Origin of the sequence: Allobosea sp. 2RAB26 (genome assembly GCF_052115465.1) — a bacterium.
Classification (GTDB): domain Bacteria; phylum Pseudomonadota; class Alphaproteobacteria; order Rhizobiales; family Beijerinckiaceae; genus Allobosea.
Genome location: NZ_JBFRGS010000014.1, coordinates 1 through 19,105, shown reverse-complemented (window position 1 = coordinate 19,105; position 19,105 = coordinate 1). Strand labels below are relative to the sequence as shown.

General features: G+C 64.9%; 17 protein-coding genes. 11 read left to right on the top strand and 6 right to left on the bottom strand.

The genetic code is table 11. The annotated features are described in order from the left end of the window. Position 1: 1 nt before the first annotated feature. Genes AB4118_RS23935 through AB4118_RS23890 form a run of 10 tightly spaced genes read left to right on the top strand, consistent with a single transcriptional unit; the run spans position 2 to position 9,192 of the window. The gene (locus AB4118_RS23935; RefSeq protein ID WP_441492079.1) at positions 2 to 1,117 is read left to right on the top strand and encodes a 4-oxalomesaconate tautomerase; all 1,116 of its coding nucleotides are present in this window, start codon (positions 2 to 4) and stop codon (positions 1,115 to 1,117) included. A 26-nt stretch (positions 1,118 to 1,143) separates the two neighbouring features. Then, positions 1,144 to 1,869: a PIG-L deacetylase family protein gene (locus AB4118_RS23930; RefSeq protein WP_441492078.1), complete on the top strand. Its 726-nt coding sequence runs from the start codon at positions 1,144 to 1,146 to the stop codon at positions 1,867 to 1,869. Further along, a complete protein-coding gene (locus AB4118_RS23925) occupies positions 1,866 to 2,549 on the top strand; it encodes a 4-carboxy-4-hydroxy-2-oxoadipate aldolase/oxaloacetate decarboxylase (RefSeq protein ID WP_441492077.1) in 684 nt (227 codons plus the stop codon). The genes AB4118_RS23930 and AB4118_RS23925 overlap by 4 nt, the downstream gene beginning before the upstream one ends. A gap of 45 nt (positions 2,550 to 2,594) precedes the next feature. After that, positions 2,595 to 3,770 carry an ABC transporter substrate-binding protein gene (locus AB4118_RS23920; protein ID WP_441492076.1) on the top strand — a complete coding sequence of 392 codons (1,176 nt, stop codon included), beginning with the start codon at positions 2,595 to 2,597 and terminating at the stop codon, positions 3,768 to 3,770. A 27-nt stretch (positions 3,771 to 3,797) separates the two neighbouring features. Continuing rightward, positions 3,798 to 4,655, top strand: a complete 858-nt coding sequence (locus AB4118_RS23915; RefSeq protein WP_441492075.1) for a branched-chain amino acid ABC transporter permease — start codon at positions 3,798 to 3,800, stop codon at positions 4,653 to 4,655. Further along, a complete protein-coding gene (locus tag AB4118_RS23910) occupies positions 4,652 to 5,653 on the top strand; it encodes a branched-chain amino acid ABC transporter permease (RefSeq protein ID WP_441492074.1) in 1,002 nt (333 codons plus the stop codon). The genes AB4118_RS23915 and AB4118_RS23910 overlap by 4 nt, the downstream gene beginning before the upstream one ends. Next, entirely contained in the window at positions 5,650 to 6,402 is a 753-nt protein-coding gene (locus tag AB4118_RS23905) for an ABC transporter ATP-binding protein (RefSeq protein ID WP_441492073.1), read from the top strand. Before AB4118_RS23910 ends, AB4118_RS23905 begins: the two co-directional genes overlap by 4 nt. Continuing rightward, a complete protein-coding gene (locus AB4118_RS23900; protein ID WP_441492072.1) occupies positions 6,395 to 7,105 on the top strand; it encodes an ABC transporter ATP-binding protein in 711 nt (236 codons plus the stop codon). The genes AB4118_RS23905 and AB4118_RS23900 overlap by 8 nt, the downstream gene beginning before the upstream one ends. 27 nt (positions 7,106 to 7,132) lie before the next feature. Further along, the gene (locus AB4118_RS23895; RefSeq protein ID WP_441492071.1) at positions 7,133 to 8,239 is read left to right on the top strand and encodes a 5-methyltetrahydropteroyltriglutamate--homocysteine S-methyltransferase; all 1,107 of its coding nucleotides are present in this window, start codon (positions 7,133 to 7,135) and stop codon (positions 8,237 to 8,239) included. Further along, positions 8,236 to 9,192 carry a VOC family protein gene (locus AB4118_RS23890; protein ID WP_441492070.1) on the top strand — a complete coding sequence of 319 codons (957 nt, stop codon included), beginning with the start codon at positions 8,236 to 8,238 and terminating at the stop codon, positions 9,190 to 9,192. The genes AB4118_RS23895 and AB4118_RS23890 overlap by 4 nt, the downstream gene beginning before the upstream one ends. Before the next feature lie 123 nt (positions 9,193 to 9,315). Here the strand turns inward: AB4118_RS23890 and AB4118_RS23885 are convergent, their stop codons facing one another. From AB4118_RS23885 to pepT, 6 genes are all read right to left on the bottom strand, one after another. Then, positions 9,316 to 10,404, bottom strand: coding sequence for a DUF2218 domain-containing protein (locus AB4118_RS23885; RefSeq protein WP_441492069.1), 1,089 nt, complete (start codon positions 10,402 to 10,404; stop codon positions 9,316 to 9,318). A 52-nt stretch (positions 10,405 to 10,456) separates the two neighbouring features. Next, positions 10,457 to 11,638 (bottom strand): ABC transporter substrate-binding protein, encoded by a 1,182-nt coding sequence (locus tag AB4118_RS23880; RefSeq protein ID WP_441492068.1) that lies wholly within the window; start codon positions 11,636 to 11,638, stop codon positions 10,457 to 10,459. After that, on the bottom strand, positions 11,635 to 12,492 hold the full coding sequence (locus tag AB4118_RS23875; protein WP_441492067.1) for an alpha/beta hydrolase: 858 nt from the start codon (positions 12,490 to 12,492) through the stop codon (positions 11,635 to 11,637). Before AB4118_RS23875 ends, AB4118_RS23880 begins: the two co-directional genes overlap by 4 nt. 11 nt (positions 12,493 to 12,503) lie before the next feature. After that, positions 12,504 to 14,576, bottom strand: a complete 2,073-nt coding sequence (locus tag AB4118_RS23870; protein ID WP_441492066.1) for a TonB-dependent siderophore receptor — start codon at positions 14,574 to 14,576, stop codon at positions 12,504 to 12,506. 314 nt (positions 14,577 to 14,890) lie between these two features. Beyond that, complete coding sequence (locus AB4118_RS23865) at positions 14,891 to 15,757, bottom strand: helix-turn-helix transcriptional regulator (RefSeq protein ID WP_441492065.1); 867 nt, start codon at positions 15,755 to 15,757, stop codon at positions 14,891 to 14,893. 281 nt (positions 15,758 to 16,038) lie between these two features. Beyond that, positions 16,039 to 17,295, bottom strand: coding sequence for a peptidase T (pepT, locus tag AB4118_RS23860; RefSeq protein ID WP_441492064.1), 1,257 nt, complete (start codon positions 17,293 to 17,295; stop codon positions 16,039 to 16,041). 513 nt (positions 17,296 to 17,808) lie between these two features. Between pepT and AB4118_RS23855 the strand changes: the two genes are divergently transcribed. Next, positions 17,809 to 18,852, top strand: coding sequence for a transporter substrate-binding domain-containing protein (locus tag AB4118_RS23855; protein ID WP_441492063.1), 1,044 nt, complete (start codon positions 17,809 to 17,811; stop codon positions 18,850 to 18,852). Positions 18,853 to 19,105 lie beyond the last annotated feature (253 nt).

Sequence of the window (19,105 nt, the reverse complement as noted above, 5' to 3'; positions counted from 1 at the left end):
GATGTCGCAGATTGCCGTGCCATGCATGCTGATCCGGGGCGGTACGTCGAAGGGCGCCTATTTCCTCGCCGAGGATCTGCCGGTTGGCACGGGCGCGCGTGACGCGTTCCTGCTTGCGGTGATGGGCTCGCCCGACAAGCGTCAGGTCGACGGGCTTGGTGGGGCTCACCCGCTGACGAGCAAGGTCGCGATCGTTTCGCGCTCGAGCGAGCCGGGCTGCGACGTGGATTTCCTGTTTGCGCAGGTCGGCATCGAGACCGCGTCGGTCGACACCACGCCGAATTGCGGCAACATCCTTGCCGGTATCGGCCCCTTCGCGCTGGCGCGGGGCCTCGTTCGAGCAGAGGGCGCCAGCACCACGGTGCGGGTCCGGACGCTGAACACCGGCACCATCGCCGATCTCGCGATGCGGACCGACGCCGGTCAGGCAGGCGTCGAGGGCGATGCCCGCATCGATGGGGTGCCCGGAACCTCCGCACCGATCGACATCAGCTTCCTCGGCACGGAAGGCTCCGTCTGTGGCGCGCTGTTGCCGACGGGAAATCCGGTCGACATCATCGACGGTGTCGAATGTACCCTGATCGATAACGGCATGCCGGTCATCGTTCTCCGGGCGGTCGATGTTGGACGCACGGGCCACGAAACCCGCGAAGCGCTGCAAGAGGATACGGAGCTGAAACAGCGCATCGAGCGCATACGCCTCGCGGCCGGACCTCTGATGAATCTCGGCGATGTGGCAAGGATGGTGGTCCCGAAGATCGCCCTTGTCGCGCGGCCCGTTGCAGGATCGATCGCGACGCGCAGCTTCATCCCGCATGAGTGCCACGCTTCGATCGGTGTCTTTGCCGCGGTGACGGTGGCGACAGCCGCAGCCCTGCCGGGGTCGCCGGCAGCTTCGGTCGCCGCGATGCCTACCGGTCGCGAACGCGCGATTTCCGTCGAACATCCGACCGGGGAATTCACGGTGAAGCTCACCGTGGGTGGCACGCCGGAGCGCCCCGTCATCGAGCGCGCCGGCCTGCTGCGCACCGCGCGCATTCTGATGGATGGCCAGGCCTACGTGCCACCGCATGCGCTCGCGCGCAGCGGCGACGAAGCACGTCGCGCCCCCGAATAGGACCGAGAAGAGAGGATTACAGCTCAATGGCGAGCCTGCAGAAGACGGGTCTGGTGATTACCGCCCACCCCGGCGATTTTGTCTGGCGTGCGGGCGGTGCCATCGCCTTGCACGCCAGGCAGGGCATGCGGGTAAAGATCCTGTGTCTGGCCTATGGCGAGCGGGGCGAAAGCCAGTTCGCCTGGAAGCAGGCGGGTGTGCGGGTGGAGGACGTCAAGGCGCAGCGTCGCGACGAAGCCGAGCGCGCCGCCGCGGTCCTCGGGGCCGAGATCGAATTCATGGATGCCGGCGACTATCCGCTGCGCACGACAGGGCCGATGCTCGACCGGGCGATCGACCTCTTCCATGAGCTCACTCCCAGCTTCGTGCTGACCCATGCGCTTGAAGACCCCTACAATGTCGACCATCCCGAAGCGGCGCGTTTCGCGCAGGAAGCGCGGATCATCGCGCAGGCTGCAGGCCATAAGCCGGACCCCGCGCGCGCCTATGCCGCGCCGCCGGTCTTCCTGTTCGAGCCGCACCAGCCCGAGCAGTGCAACTTCAAGCCGAACCTGATCCTCAACATCGACGAGGTCTGGGAGACGAAGCGCAAGGCATTCGAAATCCTGGCCGCGCAGAAGCATCTCTGGGAATACTATACGCGGGTGGCGCTGAACCGCGGCATGCAGGGTGGGCGCAACTCCGGCAAGGCGATGACTTACGGTGAGGCCTACCAGCGCCTGTTCCCCGAAGCCCTGGAGTCCCTGGCATGACCGGCGTCGTCGTCCGCACGAAGAAACGGGCTGCAAGCGCCGATATGGCGGCATTCCAGGACCTTGGCGTCTCGACCACCCATGAGGCCATGGGCCGGACGGGACTGATGAAGCCCTATATGCGCCCGATCTATGCCGGCGCCTCGATCGCCGGTGGGGCCGTCACCGTCCTCGCCCAACCCGGCGACAACTGGATGATCCATGTCGCGATCGAGCAGGTCATGCCCGGCGACATACTTGTGGTCGCCTGCACGGCAGACAACACTGACGGCATGTTCGGCGACCTTCTCGCGACCTCTCTCAGGGCGCGCGGCGGCATCGGCCTCGTCATCGATGCCGGGGTGCGTGACGTGCGCATCCTGACGGAGATGGGGTTCCCGGTGTGGTCGCGCGCGATCTCGGCCAAGGGGACCGTCAAGGCGACGCTCGGATCGGTGAACGTGCCGGTGGTCTGTGCCGGTGCGATGATCAATCCTGGCGACGTGATCGTCGCCGACGATGATGGCGTGGTGGTGGTTCCACGGCTCGAAGCGGAGAGGGTTGCCGCCGCGGCGCGGGCGCGGGAGGCGAATGAAGATGAGAAGCGTCGCCGGCTCTCCGCCGGCGAGCTCGGGCTCGATATGTATGGAATGCGTGATGGGCTCGCGAAAGCTGGGCTCGTCTATCGCGACGACAACTAAAAGGCGGCTCGGAAACAAGAGCCAGACCCAGGGAGGGGTATCACGATGACATTCCGCAGGACGGTTCTGAAGGCCTTCATGGCAGGTGCGCTCGCGGCGACACTGGGCTCCACGGCGCAGGCCCAGGAGGTGGTCAAGGTCGGGCTGATCCTGCCGATGACGGGGCCCTTCGCGTCGACGGGGCGCCAGATCGAGGCTGCCGTGAAGCTCTTTCTGGCTCAGAGCGGCGCGACGCATGGCGGAAAGCGCCTTGAGGTCATTCTCAAGGACGATACCGGCAACGCCGACGCGACGCGCCGGATCGCGCAGGAGCTCGTGGTCAACGACAAGGTCGCGGTTCTGGCTGGCTTCGGCCTGACGCCGCTCGCCATGGCGACGGCCCCGATCGCGACCCAGGCCAAGATCCCGCAGATCGTGATGGCGGCTGCGACGGCGTCGATCACCGAGGCCTCGCCCTTCATCGTGCGCACCTCGTTCACCCTGCCGCAGGCGTCCGAGCCGATGGCAGACTGGGCCTGGTCGAACGGCATCAAGCGCGTCTTCACCGTCGTGACCGATTACGGCCCCGGGATCGACGCCGAGACCTCCTTCGCCAACAAGTTCAAGGCTGCCGGCGGCACGGTCGAAAGCGTGCGCGTGCCGTTGCGCAACCCGGATTTTGCGCCGTTTCTGCAGCGCGTCTCCGAGGCAAAGCCTGACGCTCTGTTCGTGTTCGTTCCGTCGGGCATCGGCGCGCAGTTCATGAAGCAGTTCGTCGAGCGCGGCCTCGACAAGGCCGGCGTCAAGCTGATCGGCCCGGGCGACGTGGTCGATGACGATATCCTCAACGGCATGGGGGACGTCGCGATCGGCGCCATCACCACGCATCATTATTCGGCGAAGCACGACAGCGCAGCCAACCAGGCCTTCGTGAAGGCGTTCGAGGCCGCCAATCCAGGCGTGCGTCCGAACTTCATGGCCGTCGGCGGATATGACGGCATGCGGTTGATCGCCGAGGCGCTCAAGGCGACAAATGGCGACGCCAGCGGCGAAAAGCTCATCGCGGCGATGAAGGGCGCGTCCTGGGAGAGCCCGCGCGGACCGATCACGATCGATCCGGCGACGCGCGACATCATCCAGAACATCTATGTCCGCCGCACCGAGAAGGTTGGTTCCGACCTGTTCAACGTCGAGTTTGCCACGATCCCGCAGGTCAAGGATCCGGTGAAGGCGCGCAAATAGGCGGTCTGACGCGGCCGGACCGACGACATGCTCACCATCCTGTTCGATGGCATCGCCTATGGGATGGTGCTGTTCGTCCTCGCTTGCGGGCTTTCCGTGACGATGGGGTTGATGAATTTCGTCAACCTCGCCCATGGCGCCTTCGCCATGCTCGGCGGCTATGTGACCGTGCTGCTGATGCAGCGGCTGGGCCTGCCGTTCCTGGCTTCGCTTCCGGCCGCCTTCCTTGCCGCTGCGCTGGCGGGGATCGTGCTCGAGCGGCTCGTCTACCGGCCGATGTATGCCAAGAGCCATCTCGATCAGGTGATGTTCTCGATCGGGCTCGTCTTCATGGCGGTTGCGGGCACGGACTGGCTGCTCGGCTCGAGCCAGCAGATCATCCAGCTGCCACCCTGGCTTCAGGGGCGGTTCTACGTGCTCGGCGTCGGCATCGGTTACTACCGTCTGTTCGTGATCGGGATTTGCGGACTGCTGGCGGTCGCCCTGCAATGGGGCTTTGCAAAAACACGTTTCGGCAGCCGACTGCGGGCCGCCGTGGACGATGCCCGCGTCGCGCGTGGCCTGGGCATTCCTGTGAACCGGTTGTTCGCCCTGACCTTTGCGCTCGGTTCCGGACTGGCGGGGCTCGGCGGCGCGCTCGGGATCGAGCTCATGGGGCTCGATCCGACCTTCCCGCTGAAATTCATGATCTACTTCCTGATCGTCGTCACGGTTGGCGGCACTTCGACGATCACCGGCCCCTTCCTCGCGGCCATGCTGCTCGGCGTTGCCGACGTGATGGGCAAATATCTGGTCCCGCAGGCTGGAGCCTTCATCATCTACGCGCTGATGGTCATCCTGCTGCTGCTTCGCCCCGAGGGCCTGTTCGCGAGGGCTCGCACATGAGCGGGACGGTTCTCGAACAGCGCGTCAGGCACTCGCTGCACCGCGCCCGGCGCTGGCACCCAGCCGAACTGGCATTCTGGCTCTTCGCCGCAGCGTCCTTCGTGCTGTTTCCAACGCGCTTTCTGATCCTCAACGAGATCGCGATCCTTGCCCTGTTCGCACTCTCGCTCGATCTGATCCTCGGCTATGCCGGGATCGTATCGCTGGGGCACGCCGCCTTCCTGGGGATGGGGGCTTATTCGGCCGGGCTGTTGGCCAAGTATGTCACGGCAGATCCCCTGGCCGGCCTGGCATTCGGGATGGCGACATCCGCGCTGCTCGGGCTGCTTACCAGTCCGCTCGTCCTGCGCGGCACGGATCTGACCCGCCTCATGATCACGCTCGGCGTGGCATTGATCCTCTACGAGGTTGCGAACTCGCTGGCATGGCTCACCGGCGGCGCCGACGGCCTGCAGGGCATCACGATGGCGCCGGTCTTCGGGACGTTCGACTTCGATATTTTCGGCCGCACGGCCTACCTCTATTCACTGTCGGTGCTGTTCATCCTGTTCCTGATCGCGCGGCGGATCGTGAATTCGCCATTCGGCTTGTCCCTTCGCGGCATTCGCGACAATCAACTGCGCGCTGCCGCATCCGGCGTGCCTGTCCCTTGGCGCCTTGCGGCCATCTATGCCTTGTCGGCGGCCTATGCGGGAGCTGCGGGCGCCTTGCTCGCCCAGACCACGCAATTCGTCTCCCTGGACGTGTTCGACTTCCACCGTTCAGCCGACCTGATGCTGGTGCTGATCATCGGCGGGGCCGGCTATCTCTATGGCGGCCTGATCGGTGCGATTGCGTTCAAGTTCCTGCAGGACGCCATCGCGACCTTCACCCCGCAATACTGGATGTTCTGGATCGGGCTTTTCCTCGTCCTCTTCGTCCTTGGTGGTCGTGAACTGATCCATGGCGCGATCAAGGCGCTGGTCGCGCGGTTTCCGAAACGTGGGGCCTCGTCGTGAGCGCCGTCCTGCAGACCTTCGATCTCGCCAAGACCTTCGGCGGCATCACTGCGACCGACGACGTGACGTTCTCGCTGGAAAAGGGCGCGCGCCACGCGCTGATCGGCCCGAACGGCGCGGGCAAGACGACCTTCGTCAATCTGCTCACAGGGGTTCTGCGGCCGACATCGGGGCGCGTCAGCCTGATGGGGCAGGACATTACCGGCCTGTCGCGAGAGGCGCGGGTCAAGCGCGGTGTCGCCCGCACCTTCCAGATCAATCAGCTCTTCCGCACAATGACGCCGCTCGAGATGATCTCGCTCGTCACCGCGGAACGGCTCGGCCGAGGCATGCGGCTTTTCCAAAGGCTCGACGCCGATGACGAGGCCATCGCCGAGACGACCGATATCCTCGCCCGCTTCAAGCTCGAGGACATCATGGATCAGCGCATCGCGACATTGCCCTATGGCAAGCAGCGTCAGATCGAGATCGCCGCGGCTTTTGCGGCCAGGCCGAGCGTGCTCCTGCTTGACGAGCCCGCCGCCGGCGTCCCCGAAGCCGAGAGGCGCGAATTGCTGGAGACCGTCGCAGCATTGCCGGACGATGTTTCGGTGCTGCTGATCGAACACGACATGGATATCATCTTCCGGTTCGCGACCCGGATCACCGTTCTCGTCAATGGTCGCGTGCTGACGGAAGGCGAACCTGCGGTGGTCGCGCGCGACCCCGCCGTCAAGCAGGCCTATCTCGGCGAGGCCGCCCATGTCTGAGCTCCTGCGGATCGAAGGCCTGAACGCCGGCTACGGCGACGCTCTCGTCCTGTTCGATGTCGCGCTCTCCCTCGACGAGGGGCGCTCGCTCGCCTTGCTGGGCCGCAATGGCGTCGGCAAGACGACGCTGGTCAACACGATCATCGGCGTGACGCGCCGGCGGGCCGGGCGCATCACTCTTGCCGATGTCGACATCTCCGCGGCGACACCCGAGCAGCGGGCCCATGCGGGCATCGGCTGGGTGCCGCAGGAGCGCAACATCTTCAAGTCGCTGACCGTCGTGGAGAACCTGACTGCGGTCGCGCGCCCCGGCCCATGGACGACGGAACGCGTCTTCCGGATGTTTCCGCGCCTCGCCGAACGCAAGAGCAATCTCGGCAACCAGCTCTCCGGCGGCGAACAGCAGATGCTGGCCATTGGCCGCGCCCTGATGCTCAATCCGAGGCTGCTGCTTCTGGACGAACCGACCGAGGGGCTGGCGCCGATCATCGTCGAGGAACTGCTCGCGGCATTGAAGACGCTGTTCCGGGAGGAAGGGCTGGCAGCCATCGTCATCGAACAGCATGCCAGGACGATCCTGGAACTGACGGACACCGCAATCGTGCTGGAGCGCGGTCGCGTCGTGCTCGCCGACGACAGTGCCGCGCTGCTGCGCGAACCGGCGCGGCTGGAGCGCCATCTCGGCCTCAGCGCCGCTGCCTAGAAGACCATGATCAGGGAAGGAAACCGCATGCCCCTCCGACACAAGCCGCCGTTCCGAGCCGATATGGTTGGAAGCCTGTTACGCAGCGCACGCGTCAAGGACGCGCGCGCCAAGCTGGTGACGGGCGAAATCTCCGCCGCCGATCTGACGGCGATCGAGGATGCCGAGATCAGGGCACTGGTGAAGAAGCAGGAGGAGGTCGGGCTCCAGGCGGTCACGGACGGCGAGTTCCGCCGCGCCTTCTGGCATTTCGATTTCCTGGAGAATCTCTCCGGCGTGCAGGGATACGACTCGGATTCAGGCATCCAGTTCAAGGGCGTCGCGACCAAGGCCCGCGGCCTTCGCGTGACCGGCAAGCTCGACTTTCCCGACGACCACCCGCATCTCGCGCATTTCAGGTTTCTCGCCTCCGTCACCGACCGCGTGCCGAAGATGACGATCCCGAGCCCGAGCATGCTGCACTATCGCGGCGGCCGGAAAGCCGTCGATATCTCTGCCTATTTCAGGATGGAGGATTACTACGCGGATCTCGGCAAGGCCTACGCCAAGGCGGTGAAGGCCTTTTACGACGCCGGCTGCCGCTATCTGCAGCTCGACGATACCAGCCTCTCCTATTTCTGCGATCCCGAGCAGCGCCAGATGCTGGTCGATCGTGGCGATGACCCCGACAAGCTGATCCACATCTATCGCGACGTCATCAACACAGCGACGGCGGCCAAGCCGGCGGACATGACGATTACCACCCATACCTGCCGCGGCAACTTCAAATCGACTTTCATCGCCTCGGGCGGCTATGAACCCGTCGCCGAGATGGTCTTCAACCAGATCAATGTCGACGGCTATTTCATGGAATGGGATGATGACCGCTCCGGCGGCTTCGAGCCGCTGCGCTTCCTGCCGAAGGGCAAGCAGGTCGTGCTGGGCCTCGTCACCTCGAAGTTCGGCAGCGTCGAGAGCAAGGACAACCTGAAGCGGCGGATCGAGCAGGCCTCGGCCTTCGCGCCCCTGGATCAGCTCTGCCTCTCGCCCCAATGCGGCTTCGCCTCCACCGAAGAGGGCAATGTGCTGGCCGAGGACGAGCAATGGGCCAAGCTGGCGCGCATCGTCGAGGTGGCGCAGGAGGTGTGGGGATGAGCCAGGAACCCTGTTTCGATATCGCTCATCTCGCCCATGTCGAGCTGTTCACGAACAAGCCGGAGGCCAGCCTCGACTTCTTCGTCAATATCCTCGGGCTGACCGAGAGCGGACGGGAGGGCGACAGCGTCTATCTGCGCGCCTGGGACGACTATGAGTTCCACACGCTGAAACTCACGGCCTCGACCACGACGGGTGTTGGCCATATCGGCTATCGGGCGACAAGCGAGGCTGGCCTGATGCGCCGGGTCAACGCGATCGAGGCCATGGGGGCCGGCATCGGCTGGAACGACGGCGATCTCGGCCATGGCAAGGCCTACCGGTTCCGCGATCCCGACAATCATGTGTTCGAGATCTATTTCGACACCCAAAAATACGCCGCGCCGCCGCATGAACGGCCGGCGCTGAAGAACCAGGCGCAGCGCAACCATGGCCGCGGCTGTGCTGTGCGCCGTCTCGACCATCTCAATCTGCTGGCGCAGGACGTTGCGGTGATCCGCGATTTCATGCCGAAGGCCCTGGGCAGCCGCATCACGGAACAGATCGTGCTCGATTCCGGCGAGGTCGGCGGCTGCTGGTTCACCGTCAACAACAAGAGCTACGACATCGCCTATACGCGCGACCACACCGCGGCTCTCGGGCGCTTCCACCACCTCACCTATGCGGCCGACCAGCGCGAACATATTCTCGAAGCCGCCGACATCTTTCTCGAGAACGGCATTCACATCGAGACCGGGCCCCATAAGCACGCGGTTCAGCAGACCTTTTTTCTCTATGTCTACGAGCCCGCCGGCAATCGCATCGAGATCGCCAATGCCGGCGCACGCCTCATTCTCGATCCGGATTGGCAGACGGTGACGTGGACCGAAACCGAGCGGAAGAAGGGGCAGGCGTGGGGGCTGAAGACGATCGAGAGCTTCCACACGCACGGTACCCCGCCGGCCGCCGGATGAGCGGAGAAGGCGGCCGCGAGAGTTCGATCACCCGCTGGCGGCCTCATCTCCGTCACGGCTGAAAATGGGATAGGGGGCGTAGACCCCTGATCGAAGAGGCCGGCAGGGCGTTGCACCGCAGCTTTAGTCGGCTTGCCGGTCCTCGCTGATCCCGCGGCGCCAATAGCTGACGATCAGATGATGATCGCGCTCGGGCCGCAGACGCTTGCGGGCGGCCATGCGAAGGGCTTTGAAGCCGGCATGTTCGAGCGCGGCCCAGAGATAGACGGTCGCCTCGTCCGAAGGCCACAGGACAGCGTCAAAGGCGTCCTGGAGCAGTGTCGTGGTGCCGGCCTCGGCGCCCTGGCGATGCAGCCAGCGAATCTCCACGCCGGCGGGGCAGACCAGGGCCTGCTCTTCACCGGCATCGGTGACTTCGATGAAAGCGAGGCCCCGTGCCGTTAGTGGCAGGTGGGCGAGCATGCGACCGATCGCAGGCAGCGCGGTCTCGTCGCCCATGAACAGATACCAGTCGGCCTCGCGCAAGCCACGTCCGCCGGGGCCTGCCATGCCGATACGATCGCCAGGCCGAGCCCGCGTCGCGAAGGCTGCGCCGGGGCCGGCATCCTCGTGCAGCACGAAATCGAGTGCGACCGTTCCCGCGACCGTATCGATCTCCCGGATCGTGTATTTGCGCACGGCCGGCGCCTTGTCTGCCTCCGGCAGACGCAAGATCCCATCCTCTCCGAATGTCGGCCATTCCGGCTCGGCCAGATCAGGCGGCGGCAGGAACAACCTGACATGCAGCGCCTCCAGGCTGTCGAACCTGGCAAGGTCCTCGCCCTGGAAGCTGATCCGGCGCATATGCGGCGAGATATCCCGAACGCCAGTCACAGTCAGGATGCGAAAACTCGATGGAATCGCGACGCCGCTCCCGGCTCCGGTCCAGGCGATCGAGGGGACGGTCTCGCCACGGGGCGCAAATTCGATGATATGGCTCGCGATCGCCTGTTTGGCACCCTGCAGGCTCGCCATATCGGGCGCCTCGGCGCGCACGACGAGATGCCCGTCGCTGGACTGCAGCCAGCCGCGATAGCTGCCGAGCGCAATGATGGTCGCGCCCTCCTCCCGCGTGACCTCTGCGCCATGCTCGGCGAGGTGTTCGCAAAGCGGAGCGATGATGGCGTCCGGATCGGCCAGAGCGATCCGCGCGTGGGCAACGAGAGCGGTCATGGCAGGGCAACCTCGCGGGCAGCGACGGGGGAGGAGGGATTTGCAGCGAAATTCATGGCTTTGCCGACGGGCTTGCCAAGTCTTGCGGCTTTCCGCCATGCGGTTCGAACCAGAACGTTCCGTGCAGCGGGATCGCTGAAAAGCGCCGGGAAATCTCGTCCAGCGTCACCTGCGGATCGATATCGGCAAACAGCTGCGGATGGAACCACTTCGCCATCGCCTCGATCGCCGCGATATGGGTGGGGGGGTCGTTGAACAGATGCCAGAGACCATAGGCCTGGCCCTTCCTCACCGCCGTCAGGGCCTTGAGACCGGGGCGGGCGAGCTGCGTTGCAAGGCTGCGCGACGCGACCTCGGCGGGAACGCCCAGACCCAGCACCAGCCCGCCGGTCCTTGCGAGATGGGTGCCGCCCGTCGCGATATAGATCGCCGGGTCCAGGGCGAGAACCTGCTCGAGGCTGATCTGGCCTGTCGCTCCCGGCAGCAACGCTGCCGCGATATTTCTTCCGCCCGCGGCCGTGATGTAGTCGTCGAAGGTACCCTTTCCCGGCGAGAAGCAGCATTCGGCGCTTCCGGCATGCGCATGCATGAAGACGGACGGTCGCTCGACCGGACCGAGCCGCCTCGCGATGCGCTGTCTCCGGTCTTGGTAGAAGGTGACGAACTCTTCGGCCGCAGCCTCCCTGTCGATCGCCTTGCCGAGGATGCGCAGGCTGGGCACCGTGTCGCGGAACGGCTGCAGGAAGAAATCCACCACGATCACCGGGATGCCCGCCGCCTCGAATTTCGCGACGAGATCGCCAGGGCCGCGGCGCGTGCCGGCGATCGACAGGCTCAGAACGACCAGGTCCGGGTCAAGTTCGACCGCCTTCTCGAAGGAAAACCCGTCTGCGGTGCTATCTCCGACAGTCGGCAGCGTCTCGATCGCGGGGAACCGCGCGCGGTACAGCGCATAGGCCTCGCCCATCTGGCGCTGGAAGTCATTGCCCCAGCCAACAAGCAGGCTGATCGGATCGGGATGAATGAGCCCCAGCGCATTGAGCTGGCGACCCTGCCCCAGCACGATGCGCTTGGCCGGGCCCGGCAAGGTCACCGTGCGACCGAGCACATCCGTCACCGTCACGGGAGCGGCCGGGGCCGGGCCGGCCGCCGTCAACGCAAACAGCGTCAGCACGAGGCCCAGAACCCACGCAAATGGCCGCAGCTCGCGCGACGAGATCCGTACCTGGCTCATGCCGTCGTCTCCCGGCCGGCGGTGCCGGCGATCGCGAACGAAACCGCCCTGGCGAGCATCGCGGGGATGACCGAGATGTGGTTCTCGTCATCGAAGATCACATGCTTCACCGTGACGCGGTGCGAAGAGGCCAGGCGCAGCGCCATTTCGGCAGCATTGTCGAGCATGCGCGCCATATGCAGGCGCTGCGCTCGTTCCGGAGAGGTGCGCGCGTCGCGTGTCTGCTCGCTACCCCCAGCTGTGATCAGCAGCCGCGGCAGGGCCGCATCGCGGCGGCGCGCGACAAAGCTGGCCTCGCTGACCTCGATCGCGCGAGCGTTCCACCAGATCGAAGGGCTGCCGGCTACATAGGACCTGAACTGCTCAGGCCGCGTGAACAGCGCATGCAGTGCAAACAAGCCACCAAAGGAATGCCCCACCAGGGCCTGGCGGCTGGGATCGATGGCGGCGAGCGCTGCGACCGCCGGCTTTACGCTCTCCTCGATGAAGTCGAGGAACCGGTCCGCGCCGCCCTCGTTCGGCAGGAGATCGCCTTGCCGGCGCGCACCATCGAACGGGGCCTCGATGGGATAACCGATGCCCACGATGATCGCCGGGTCGACGCCCGTCACATCCTGCCGCCGACCCTGCAGCTGTGCCGTCTCGACGGCCGTGGCAAAGAGAGCATTGCCGTCGACCAGATAGATCACCGGAAACCCCGCCGCCGGTGCCGGACCCGGCGGGATCGCGATCAGCAGCCGATAGATCTCGCCATGGCCCGCGACGATATCCAGCTGGCGCGCCGTCGCCAGAGTTGCGGGCTCCGCGGATGAGACCTCAGGGCTGGCGGCATCTCGAACGGCCGCTGCCTGCATGGCGTCGTGGCTCACCATCTGTAGGACAGGGTCGCAAGCGCCGTTCGGCGAAGGCCGAACGAGCACTGGGTCAGCGCGTAGCAACCCGCGACATAGTCCTTGTCGAGCAGGTTCTGGGCATTGACCTGAACCTTCCAGCCCTTCAGCGCCTGGCTCCGGACACCAAAATCATAGCTGATGGCCGCATCGACCAGGGTGTAGTCCGGCGTCTTGAAGGTGTTGCCGGGATCACCTGCGCCCTCGCCGACATAGCGCACGCCGGCGCCCAGCGCGAAGCCCGCGAACAGGCCCGTCTTGAAGGTGTAGTGGCCCCAGAGTGAAGCCATGTTGCGGGGAACGACCGTCGGCCTCTTGCCGAGGTCGACGCCGGTGCTCTTCGTCACCTCGGCGTCGGTATAGGCATAGGCCGCGATCAGCTCGAGACTGTCGAACAGCTTCGCCCGACCCTCGACCTCGAAACCACGCGCCCGGACCTCGCCCGTCTGGATCTGGAAGCCCGCATTGGCGGGGTCGGCCGTCGGCACATTGCTCCGGGTGAGTTGATACACGGCCGCCTGGATGAAGGCGTCGTAGCCGGGCGGCGCGTATTTCAGGCCGACCTCATACTGCTCGCCATCGGTCGGTTTGAAGGGCGAGCCGCCAAAGGTCGTGCCCGCAACCGGTTCGAACGAGGTCGAATAGCTCGCATAGGGCGCCAGGCCATTGTCGAAATTGTACATCAATGCGGCGCGGCCTGTCGTGGCGTCGTCGTCCTGCTTCGTCAGTGCGCCATTGGTGAGGGCGCGCGTGCGGCTTCTGGCGTTGTCGAAGCGCCCGCCGACGAGGAGCGAGAGCCGGTCGAGCTTGATCTGGTCCTGGAGATAGACGCCGAACTGCGTCGTTTCCTGCGTGGTGCCGGGCAGGGCCGGTGTTGCAAAGGGCGTGCGGCCATAGACCGGGTTGACCCAATCGAGGGTCTGGACGGTGCCACCCGCGCCGGTGAAGGCGGTGCCGTCCATCCAGTAGCCGTCGACGCCGAGCAGGACCTTGTGAGTCAGCGGACCGGTGCGGAAATCGGCCTGGAGCTGGTTGTCGATGCCGAAGGTCCGGGCCTTCTCGTTCGACGCCGTCACGCGGCGCATGAGCGTGCGCTGGTCGGCGGCCAGGCTTGCCACGGCGACAGTCCTGAAGCGCGACTCGAGGTCGGTGAACCGCAGATTCTGGCGGAAGCTGAAGACATCGTTGAAGCGGTGCTCGAGCGCGTAACCTGCTGCGATCTGGTTTCGGCTATAGCCCTCATAGGCGGGCTCGCCGGGGAAGAACTTGCTGGGGATCCGGCCGTAGCGGTTAGGCAATGCGCTGCCGACTGCCGGGATGAAGCCGTAGAAGCCGGTTTCCGGGTCGCGCTGGAAGGAGGTGAGGATGGTCAGGCTCGTCGCAGCGCTGGGCTGGAAGGTCAGCGATGGCGCGATAAAGACCCGCTCCTCCTTGGTGAAATCGACCTGCGTATCGGCGGCCCTGCCGAGCCCGACGATCCGGTAGAGGACCGTCTTGTCCGGGTTCACCGGCCCGCCGATGTCGAAGGCGAGCTGGCGGCGCTGATGCGAGCCGATCTGAGCCTGGATCTCGCCAAAGGCTTGATCCGTCGGGCGCTTGCTGACCAGATTCACCAGGCCGCCCGGCTTGACCTGCCCGAAGATCACGGAAGCTGGACCGCGCAGCACCTCGATCCGCTCCAGCCCGTAGGTTTCCATGGCGGGGACGAGGAAATTGACGCCGCGTTGGACACGCAGGCCGTCCTGGAAATTGATGAAGCCTGCATTCGAACCGCTACCGCCAAAGCCTCGGATGAAGGTGCTGTCGTAGCGACCCGAGGACAGGCGCGTCTCCGCCAGGACGCCGGCGGAATAGCGAAGCGCCTGGCCGACGCTCTGCGCGGCCTGATCGTCGATCTGGGCGCGCGGGATGACCGTAATCGATTGCGGCGTCTCGATCAGGGGAGTGTCGGTCTTGGTGCCGCTGGCGCTGCGCCGCGCGATATAGCCGTCGACCGGCCCATTCGCCTTCTCCGGCGCGCCTTGAACTTCGATCGTGTCGAGCGACACGGTGGGAGATGCGCTTTGAGCGAGGGCCGGACCAGCGAGCGCGACCGGAAGAACACTGAGAGCGACGCTGGCGAGCGCCACGGTCCTGGCACGACGCCAGAAGCATATAGGAGCGCCTGCTGCTCGGATCGACCAAGATCCATCCTTGTTCGAGTTGCATGTGTTCATGATCGAGATGCCCCGCCGTATTGCGGGTTTCTTCTCGACCAGCACAACAATCGGGGCAATCGGATCGACTTTGGCTGCCCGCAGTATTTCTTTCGAATGAGTTTCGAAGCCTTCCAATCGGTTGCCAGAACTTCAGCAGAGCGGCGTCAACGCAAGGTGCTGGGCAGAATGCCGAAGCGCTTCCGGAAAATCCCCGAGAAATGCGCAGGGTTGTATCCGACGTGGTAGGCCGCCTCGGCGACGCTCTTCTCGCCGCTGCGGATCAGGTCGTAGGCCTGTTGCAGGCGATGGGCCTGGAGATAGTCGAAAACGCTCGCTCCGTAGAGCTGACGAAATCCAGCTGTCAGCTTGGTGACATTGAGGCCGGTATTCCTGGCGAGTTCCCCCAGTGTTGGGGGATTGCGGGCCGATTGAAGAAGCAGAGCGTGCGCCGCACGCAGTTGCTCGATCGTTCGCGGCGACAGCCGCGCGGCCCGCTGCGGCCGCTCGTTGACGATCTGGTCCACAACTGTGGCCGCGAGTTCGAGCGCTTTCCCGGCCATGTAGAGATTGCGCATCGCGCCTTCGATCCGGCACTCCGCCATCTGCAGCGCGATCCCGCGCAGATCGGCGCCGGCAGCGCGCGCCCATAGTCCCGGGCCGATCCCGCTGCCCTGCATCTGTCCCATCAGATCTGAGAAGCTGGCGCCGAGTTCGTCCTGCGCGAAGTCGGCATCGAGCTGCACGATCGCGCAGCGCACGCCCTCGCCCGACAGGCAGGTCCGTTTCTGGACATGATCGCCGTCATTGGCGGCGACCAGCAGCATCGGGCTGTTGATGGTCAGAGGCGGCCTGTCGTCGAGCTCATAGGACTGATGTCCCTGCAGCATGACGACGACCTTGAGCCCCCGCTTCATCGGCCCGACGACCTGTTCGCCCCGCCCGTGCCGAAACGTTCCGGCGGACACCTTCAGCCGCTTCGAGAACAGCTGCATCGAAGCCGACGACCGATCCTGATCGAGCCTATCGTCCATTCCTGCCCCATGGCGTCCGTACCCTGGGATCCGTCATAGACGAGAAACATAAATCTCTGCAATATCAATAGTTTATAAGAATTCTAATGATCCGGGGCCCACATGCGGGCTGCCGTTCGAGCGGCGTGGCAGCGTAGATGTAGGGAACGTCGAGGCGCGCCGCTGACGTCCGGCGAAGGTCCGCTTGCCAGGACGCGTCCGGGCGCCCGATCCGATCTGCCCGCTGGTGTCGTCGGGAGCATGAACCCCTTTGCGACCGACGACGCTCAGCGCGGGCCCGCTCAATCCGGGTGGGTCACCTTGCGTGGGCCGTTTGGTTGCGCTGCCAAGGTGCAGATCATGCGCGCGACCTCCCATGATTTCTCGAAGGCGGGAAGAGGCAGGAACTCGAAGCGCGAGTGGAAGTTGTACGCGCCCGTAAAGAAGTTGGGGGTGGGCAATCCCTTGGCCGAGAGCGCTGCGCCGTCTGTTCCGCCGCGCATCGGGATCAGCTTCGGCTTGATCCGCAGCGCTTCCAGAGCCGCGAAGAGCAGATCGACCGAGCGGCGGTCATCGCCCAGGCTGTCATGGATGTTGCTGTAGGTATCGGTCACCTGGCAGTCGACACGGCCTTTGGGATATTGCGCGGCAATCAGGTCGGCAACCTCGCGGATGCGCCGTTTGCGCCGCTCGAACTGCTCCCTGTCGAAGTCGCGGATCAAGACGCGCAGGCGCGCCTCGCTCGCATTGGCGACGATGTCGTTGAACCAGAAATAGCCTTCGCGGCCCTCGGTGTGCTCGGGCGTTTCCGCACGGTCGAACTGGCCGATGAAGTCGAGCGCCATCAGCAGCGGGTTCACGAGGATGTCCTTCGCCGACATCGGGTGGGCGGTAACGCCAGTGAAGACGATCTCGCCTGCCGCGGCGTTGAAATTCTCGATCACGACCTCGCCAAGTTCGCAGCAATCGATCGTATAGGCGAAATCGCAGTCGAAGCGGGCGAGGTCGAGTGCCTTCGCGCCGCGCAGGCCAATCTCCTCGTCAGGAACGAAGGCGACCAGGATGTCGCCATGCTGGCTCCCGGCGCCGAGTTCCTCGAGCAGCGTCATGATTACGGCAATCGCGGCCTTGTTGTCGGCTCCGAGCACACTCGTTCCGTCACCGACGATGATGTCCTGCCCGACCCAGGAGCGGATCTCGGGATGCTCCGCCACGCGCAGCCAGATGTCCCTTTCCGGGTTCAGGCAAAGATCCTCGCCCTCGAAGCGCAGGATGCGCGGGCGGATCGTCGGCGAGAGGCCGGTGTCGATCGTGTCGAGATGCGCGATGAAGCCGATCCTCGGCGCGCCCGGCCTCGTGCCCGGCTTCATGGCGGTGACGGTGGCGTGGTCGTCAAGCACGACCCTTTCAAGTCCAAGTGCGCGTAGCTCCTCTGCAAGCAATGCGGCGAGCCGCTGCTGGCCCGGAGTGGTCGGCAGCGTCGTCGCTGTGGCGTCGCTCTGACTCTCAACCGCCAGATAGCGGAAGAATCGTTCGACCAGTTGCTCGCGAATGCTCATTCCTGCTCCATTGGACTCTTCGAGGCTCTGATGCCGTGTCAGGCGGTATGTCGGCGTTTCCGTTACCCGAAACAACCGGCGCGATCGCGGCCGGCCCATTGGCTGCTCCCGTTGCGACGAACCTAGCGCAATGGCGGCTGCCGGACAGTGGCGCCCCGGCTGGTCTCCCCTTCGTGTGCCGCAATCCGGGTGGTGTGGCGGGGCGTCGCGATTGCGCAACCGAACCGGGACGAACGGGCTCTGACCCGCCAGCAACGGTTCCCGCAACTGCCGCCCTCTTCAAGGCCTGACCAAAAGGCACAGGCAATCGTTGGTCTGCCATGGCCCGGTCTCGCCGCCCTCGGATTCAGGCGCCGTACCGGACCCCGGGAGGGGCTCTCCGATTTGGGCCTTCTGAATGGGGAGGCACCGCGACGGAAAGCACCGTGAGCGGCGCCGTGGGTTTGACGGTTTGCTGCGTTGCTGTATACAGGTAGATAGCTACAAGCTTCCAGAGGGAAGAGGGGGATTGATATGGCGTTTCACGTGCTCCGTATGGCCTTGTCCGCGGCCGTTCTGCTTGCCGCTGCGCCGGGCGCACAGGCCGGCCCGGTCCTCGACAAGATCAAGCAGGACGGAAAGATCGTCTGCCTGGTCAATCCGAATTCACCCGGCTTCTCCGTCCCCGACAGCCAGGGCGCATTCCGCGGCTTCAATGTCGATTTCTGCCGCATGGCGGCCGCTGCGATCTTCGGCGATGGGGCCAAGGCCGAGCTGCGCGGCATCGGGTTCTCCGACAGCCTGAAGGCGATCATCAGCGGCAGCGCACATATTGCCTCGCGCGGCATCACCGCGACCGGCACCCGCGACGCCGATCCCGGCGTGGCCTTCGTGACGACCACCTTCTATGACGGGCAGGGCTTCATGGTGCCGAAAAGCCTCGGCATGACGAAGCTTGCGGACCTGTCCGGCGCGACCGTCTGTGCCGAAGAAGGTTCAACGACACTGCTTTATCTCGCCGACTGGTTCGGCACCGCGAAGCTGCCCTACAAGGTCGAGAACATCGCGGACAAGACCGCACGCCTGCAGGCATTCTTCTCCGGAAAATGCGATGCGGTGGCGAGCTCGGTGTCGGCCCTGGCCGCCGATCGCCTGCTGGCACCGAAGCCGGACGATTACGTGATCGTTCCCCAACGTTCAGCCACCGAGCCGCTCGCCCTTGTGTCGCGCCCGGATACGGAGCTGGAGAAGACGCTGTTCTGGGGCGTCCAGATCATGATCGCCGCCGAGGAATTCGGTGTCACCTCGCAGAATATCGATGCCAAGCTCGCCTCGCTCAAAGATCTGCCAGTCGACGAGCAACGGTTGATCTCCCCGACCGGGCCAACTGCCGACATGGCGAGGAAGCTTGGCCTGCGTCCCGACTGGAGTGCGCAGATCATCAAGCAGGTCGGCAATTACGGCGAGGTTTTCGAAAAGCATATCGGCAAGGGCTCGCCCCTCGCCATGGACCGCTCAGCGTCTCCGAACCGCCTGGCCAGGGATGGCGGACTGATCTTCGCGTTCCCCGTCCGCTAGATCATCGGACCGGATATCGTATCCAGTCCGATGATCTAACCCTTTGTCTTTGCATAGGCTTTCCCGAAAACCGCAATCCACTTTTCGGGCCGATGCTCTAGCAGGCTGTTGAAGAAGTCGTCCTAGGGCGGGCGATGAAGGTGGAATCGTCACCGTTGTGGACGCGGATTTCGCCCTTGAGGGAGCCGTCCGTTTGAAGTTTGGCCCATCCGTCGCCCGAGACCTCGTCCATCTCATCATTGCCTTTTGCCTT

Bases quoted from the DNA above. Each gene is read 5' to 3' on its own strand.
- AB4118_RS23935 (WP_441492079.1), top strand. From the start codon at position 2: ATGTCGCAGATTGCCGTGCCATGCATGCTGATCCGGGGCGGTACGTCG.
- AB4118_RS23930 (WP_441492078.1), top strand. From the start codon at position 1,144: ATGGCGAGCCTGCAGAAGACGGGTCTGGTGATTACCGCCCACCCCGGC.
- AB4118_RS23925 (WP_441492077.1), top strand. From the start codon at position 1,866: ATGACCGGCGTCGTCGTCCGCACGAAGAAACGGGCTGCAAGCGCCGAT.
- AB4118_RS23920 (WP_441492076.1), top strand. From the start codon at position 2,595: ATGACATTCCGCAGGACGGTTCTGAAGGCCTTCATGGCAGGTGCGCTC.
- AB4118_RS23915 (WP_441492075.1), top strand. From the start codon at position 3,798: ATGCTCACCATCCTGTTCGATGGCATCGCCTATGGGATGGTGCTGTTC.
- AB4118_RS23910 (WP_441492074.1), top strand. From the start codon at position 4,652: ATGAGCGGGACGGTTCTCGAACAGCGCGTCAGGCACTCGCTGCACCGC.
- AB4118_RS23900 (WP_441492072.1), top strand. From the start codon at position 6,395: ATGTCTGAGCTCCTGCGGATCGAAGGCCTGAACGCCGGCTACGGCGAC.
- AB4118_RS23895 (WP_441492071.1), top strand. From the start codon at position 7,133: ATGCCCCTCCGACACAAGCCGCCGTTCCGAGCCGATATGGTTGGAAGC.
- AB4118_RS23890 (WP_441492070.1), top strand. From the start codon at position 8,236: ATGAGCCAGGAACCCTGTTTCGATATCGCTCATCTCGCCCATGTCGAG.
- AB4118_RS23885 (WP_441492069.1), bottom strand. From the start codon at position 10,404: ATGACCGCTCTCGTTGCCCACGCGCGGATCGCTCTGGCCGATCCGGAC.
- AB4118_RS23880 (WP_441492068.1), bottom strand. From the start codon at position 11,638: ATGAGCCAGGTACGGATCTCGTCGCGCGAGCTGCGGCCATTTGCGTGG.
- AB4118_RS23875 (WP_441492067.1), bottom strand. From the start codon at position 12,492: ATGCAGGCAGCGGCCGTTCGAGATGCCGCCAGCCCTGAGGTCTCATCC.
- AB4118_RS23865 (WP_441492065.1), bottom strand. From the start codon at position 15,757: ATGGACGATAGGCTCGATCAGGATCGGTCGTCGGCTTCGATGCAGCTG.
- pepT (WP_441492064.1), bottom strand. From the start codon at position 17,295: ATGAGCATTCGCGAGCAACTGGTCGAACGATTCTTCCGCTATCTGGCG.
- AB4118_RS23855 (WP_441492063.1), top strand. From the start codon at position 17,809: ATGGCGTTTCACGTGCTCCGTATGGCCTTGTCCGCGGCCGTTCTGCTT.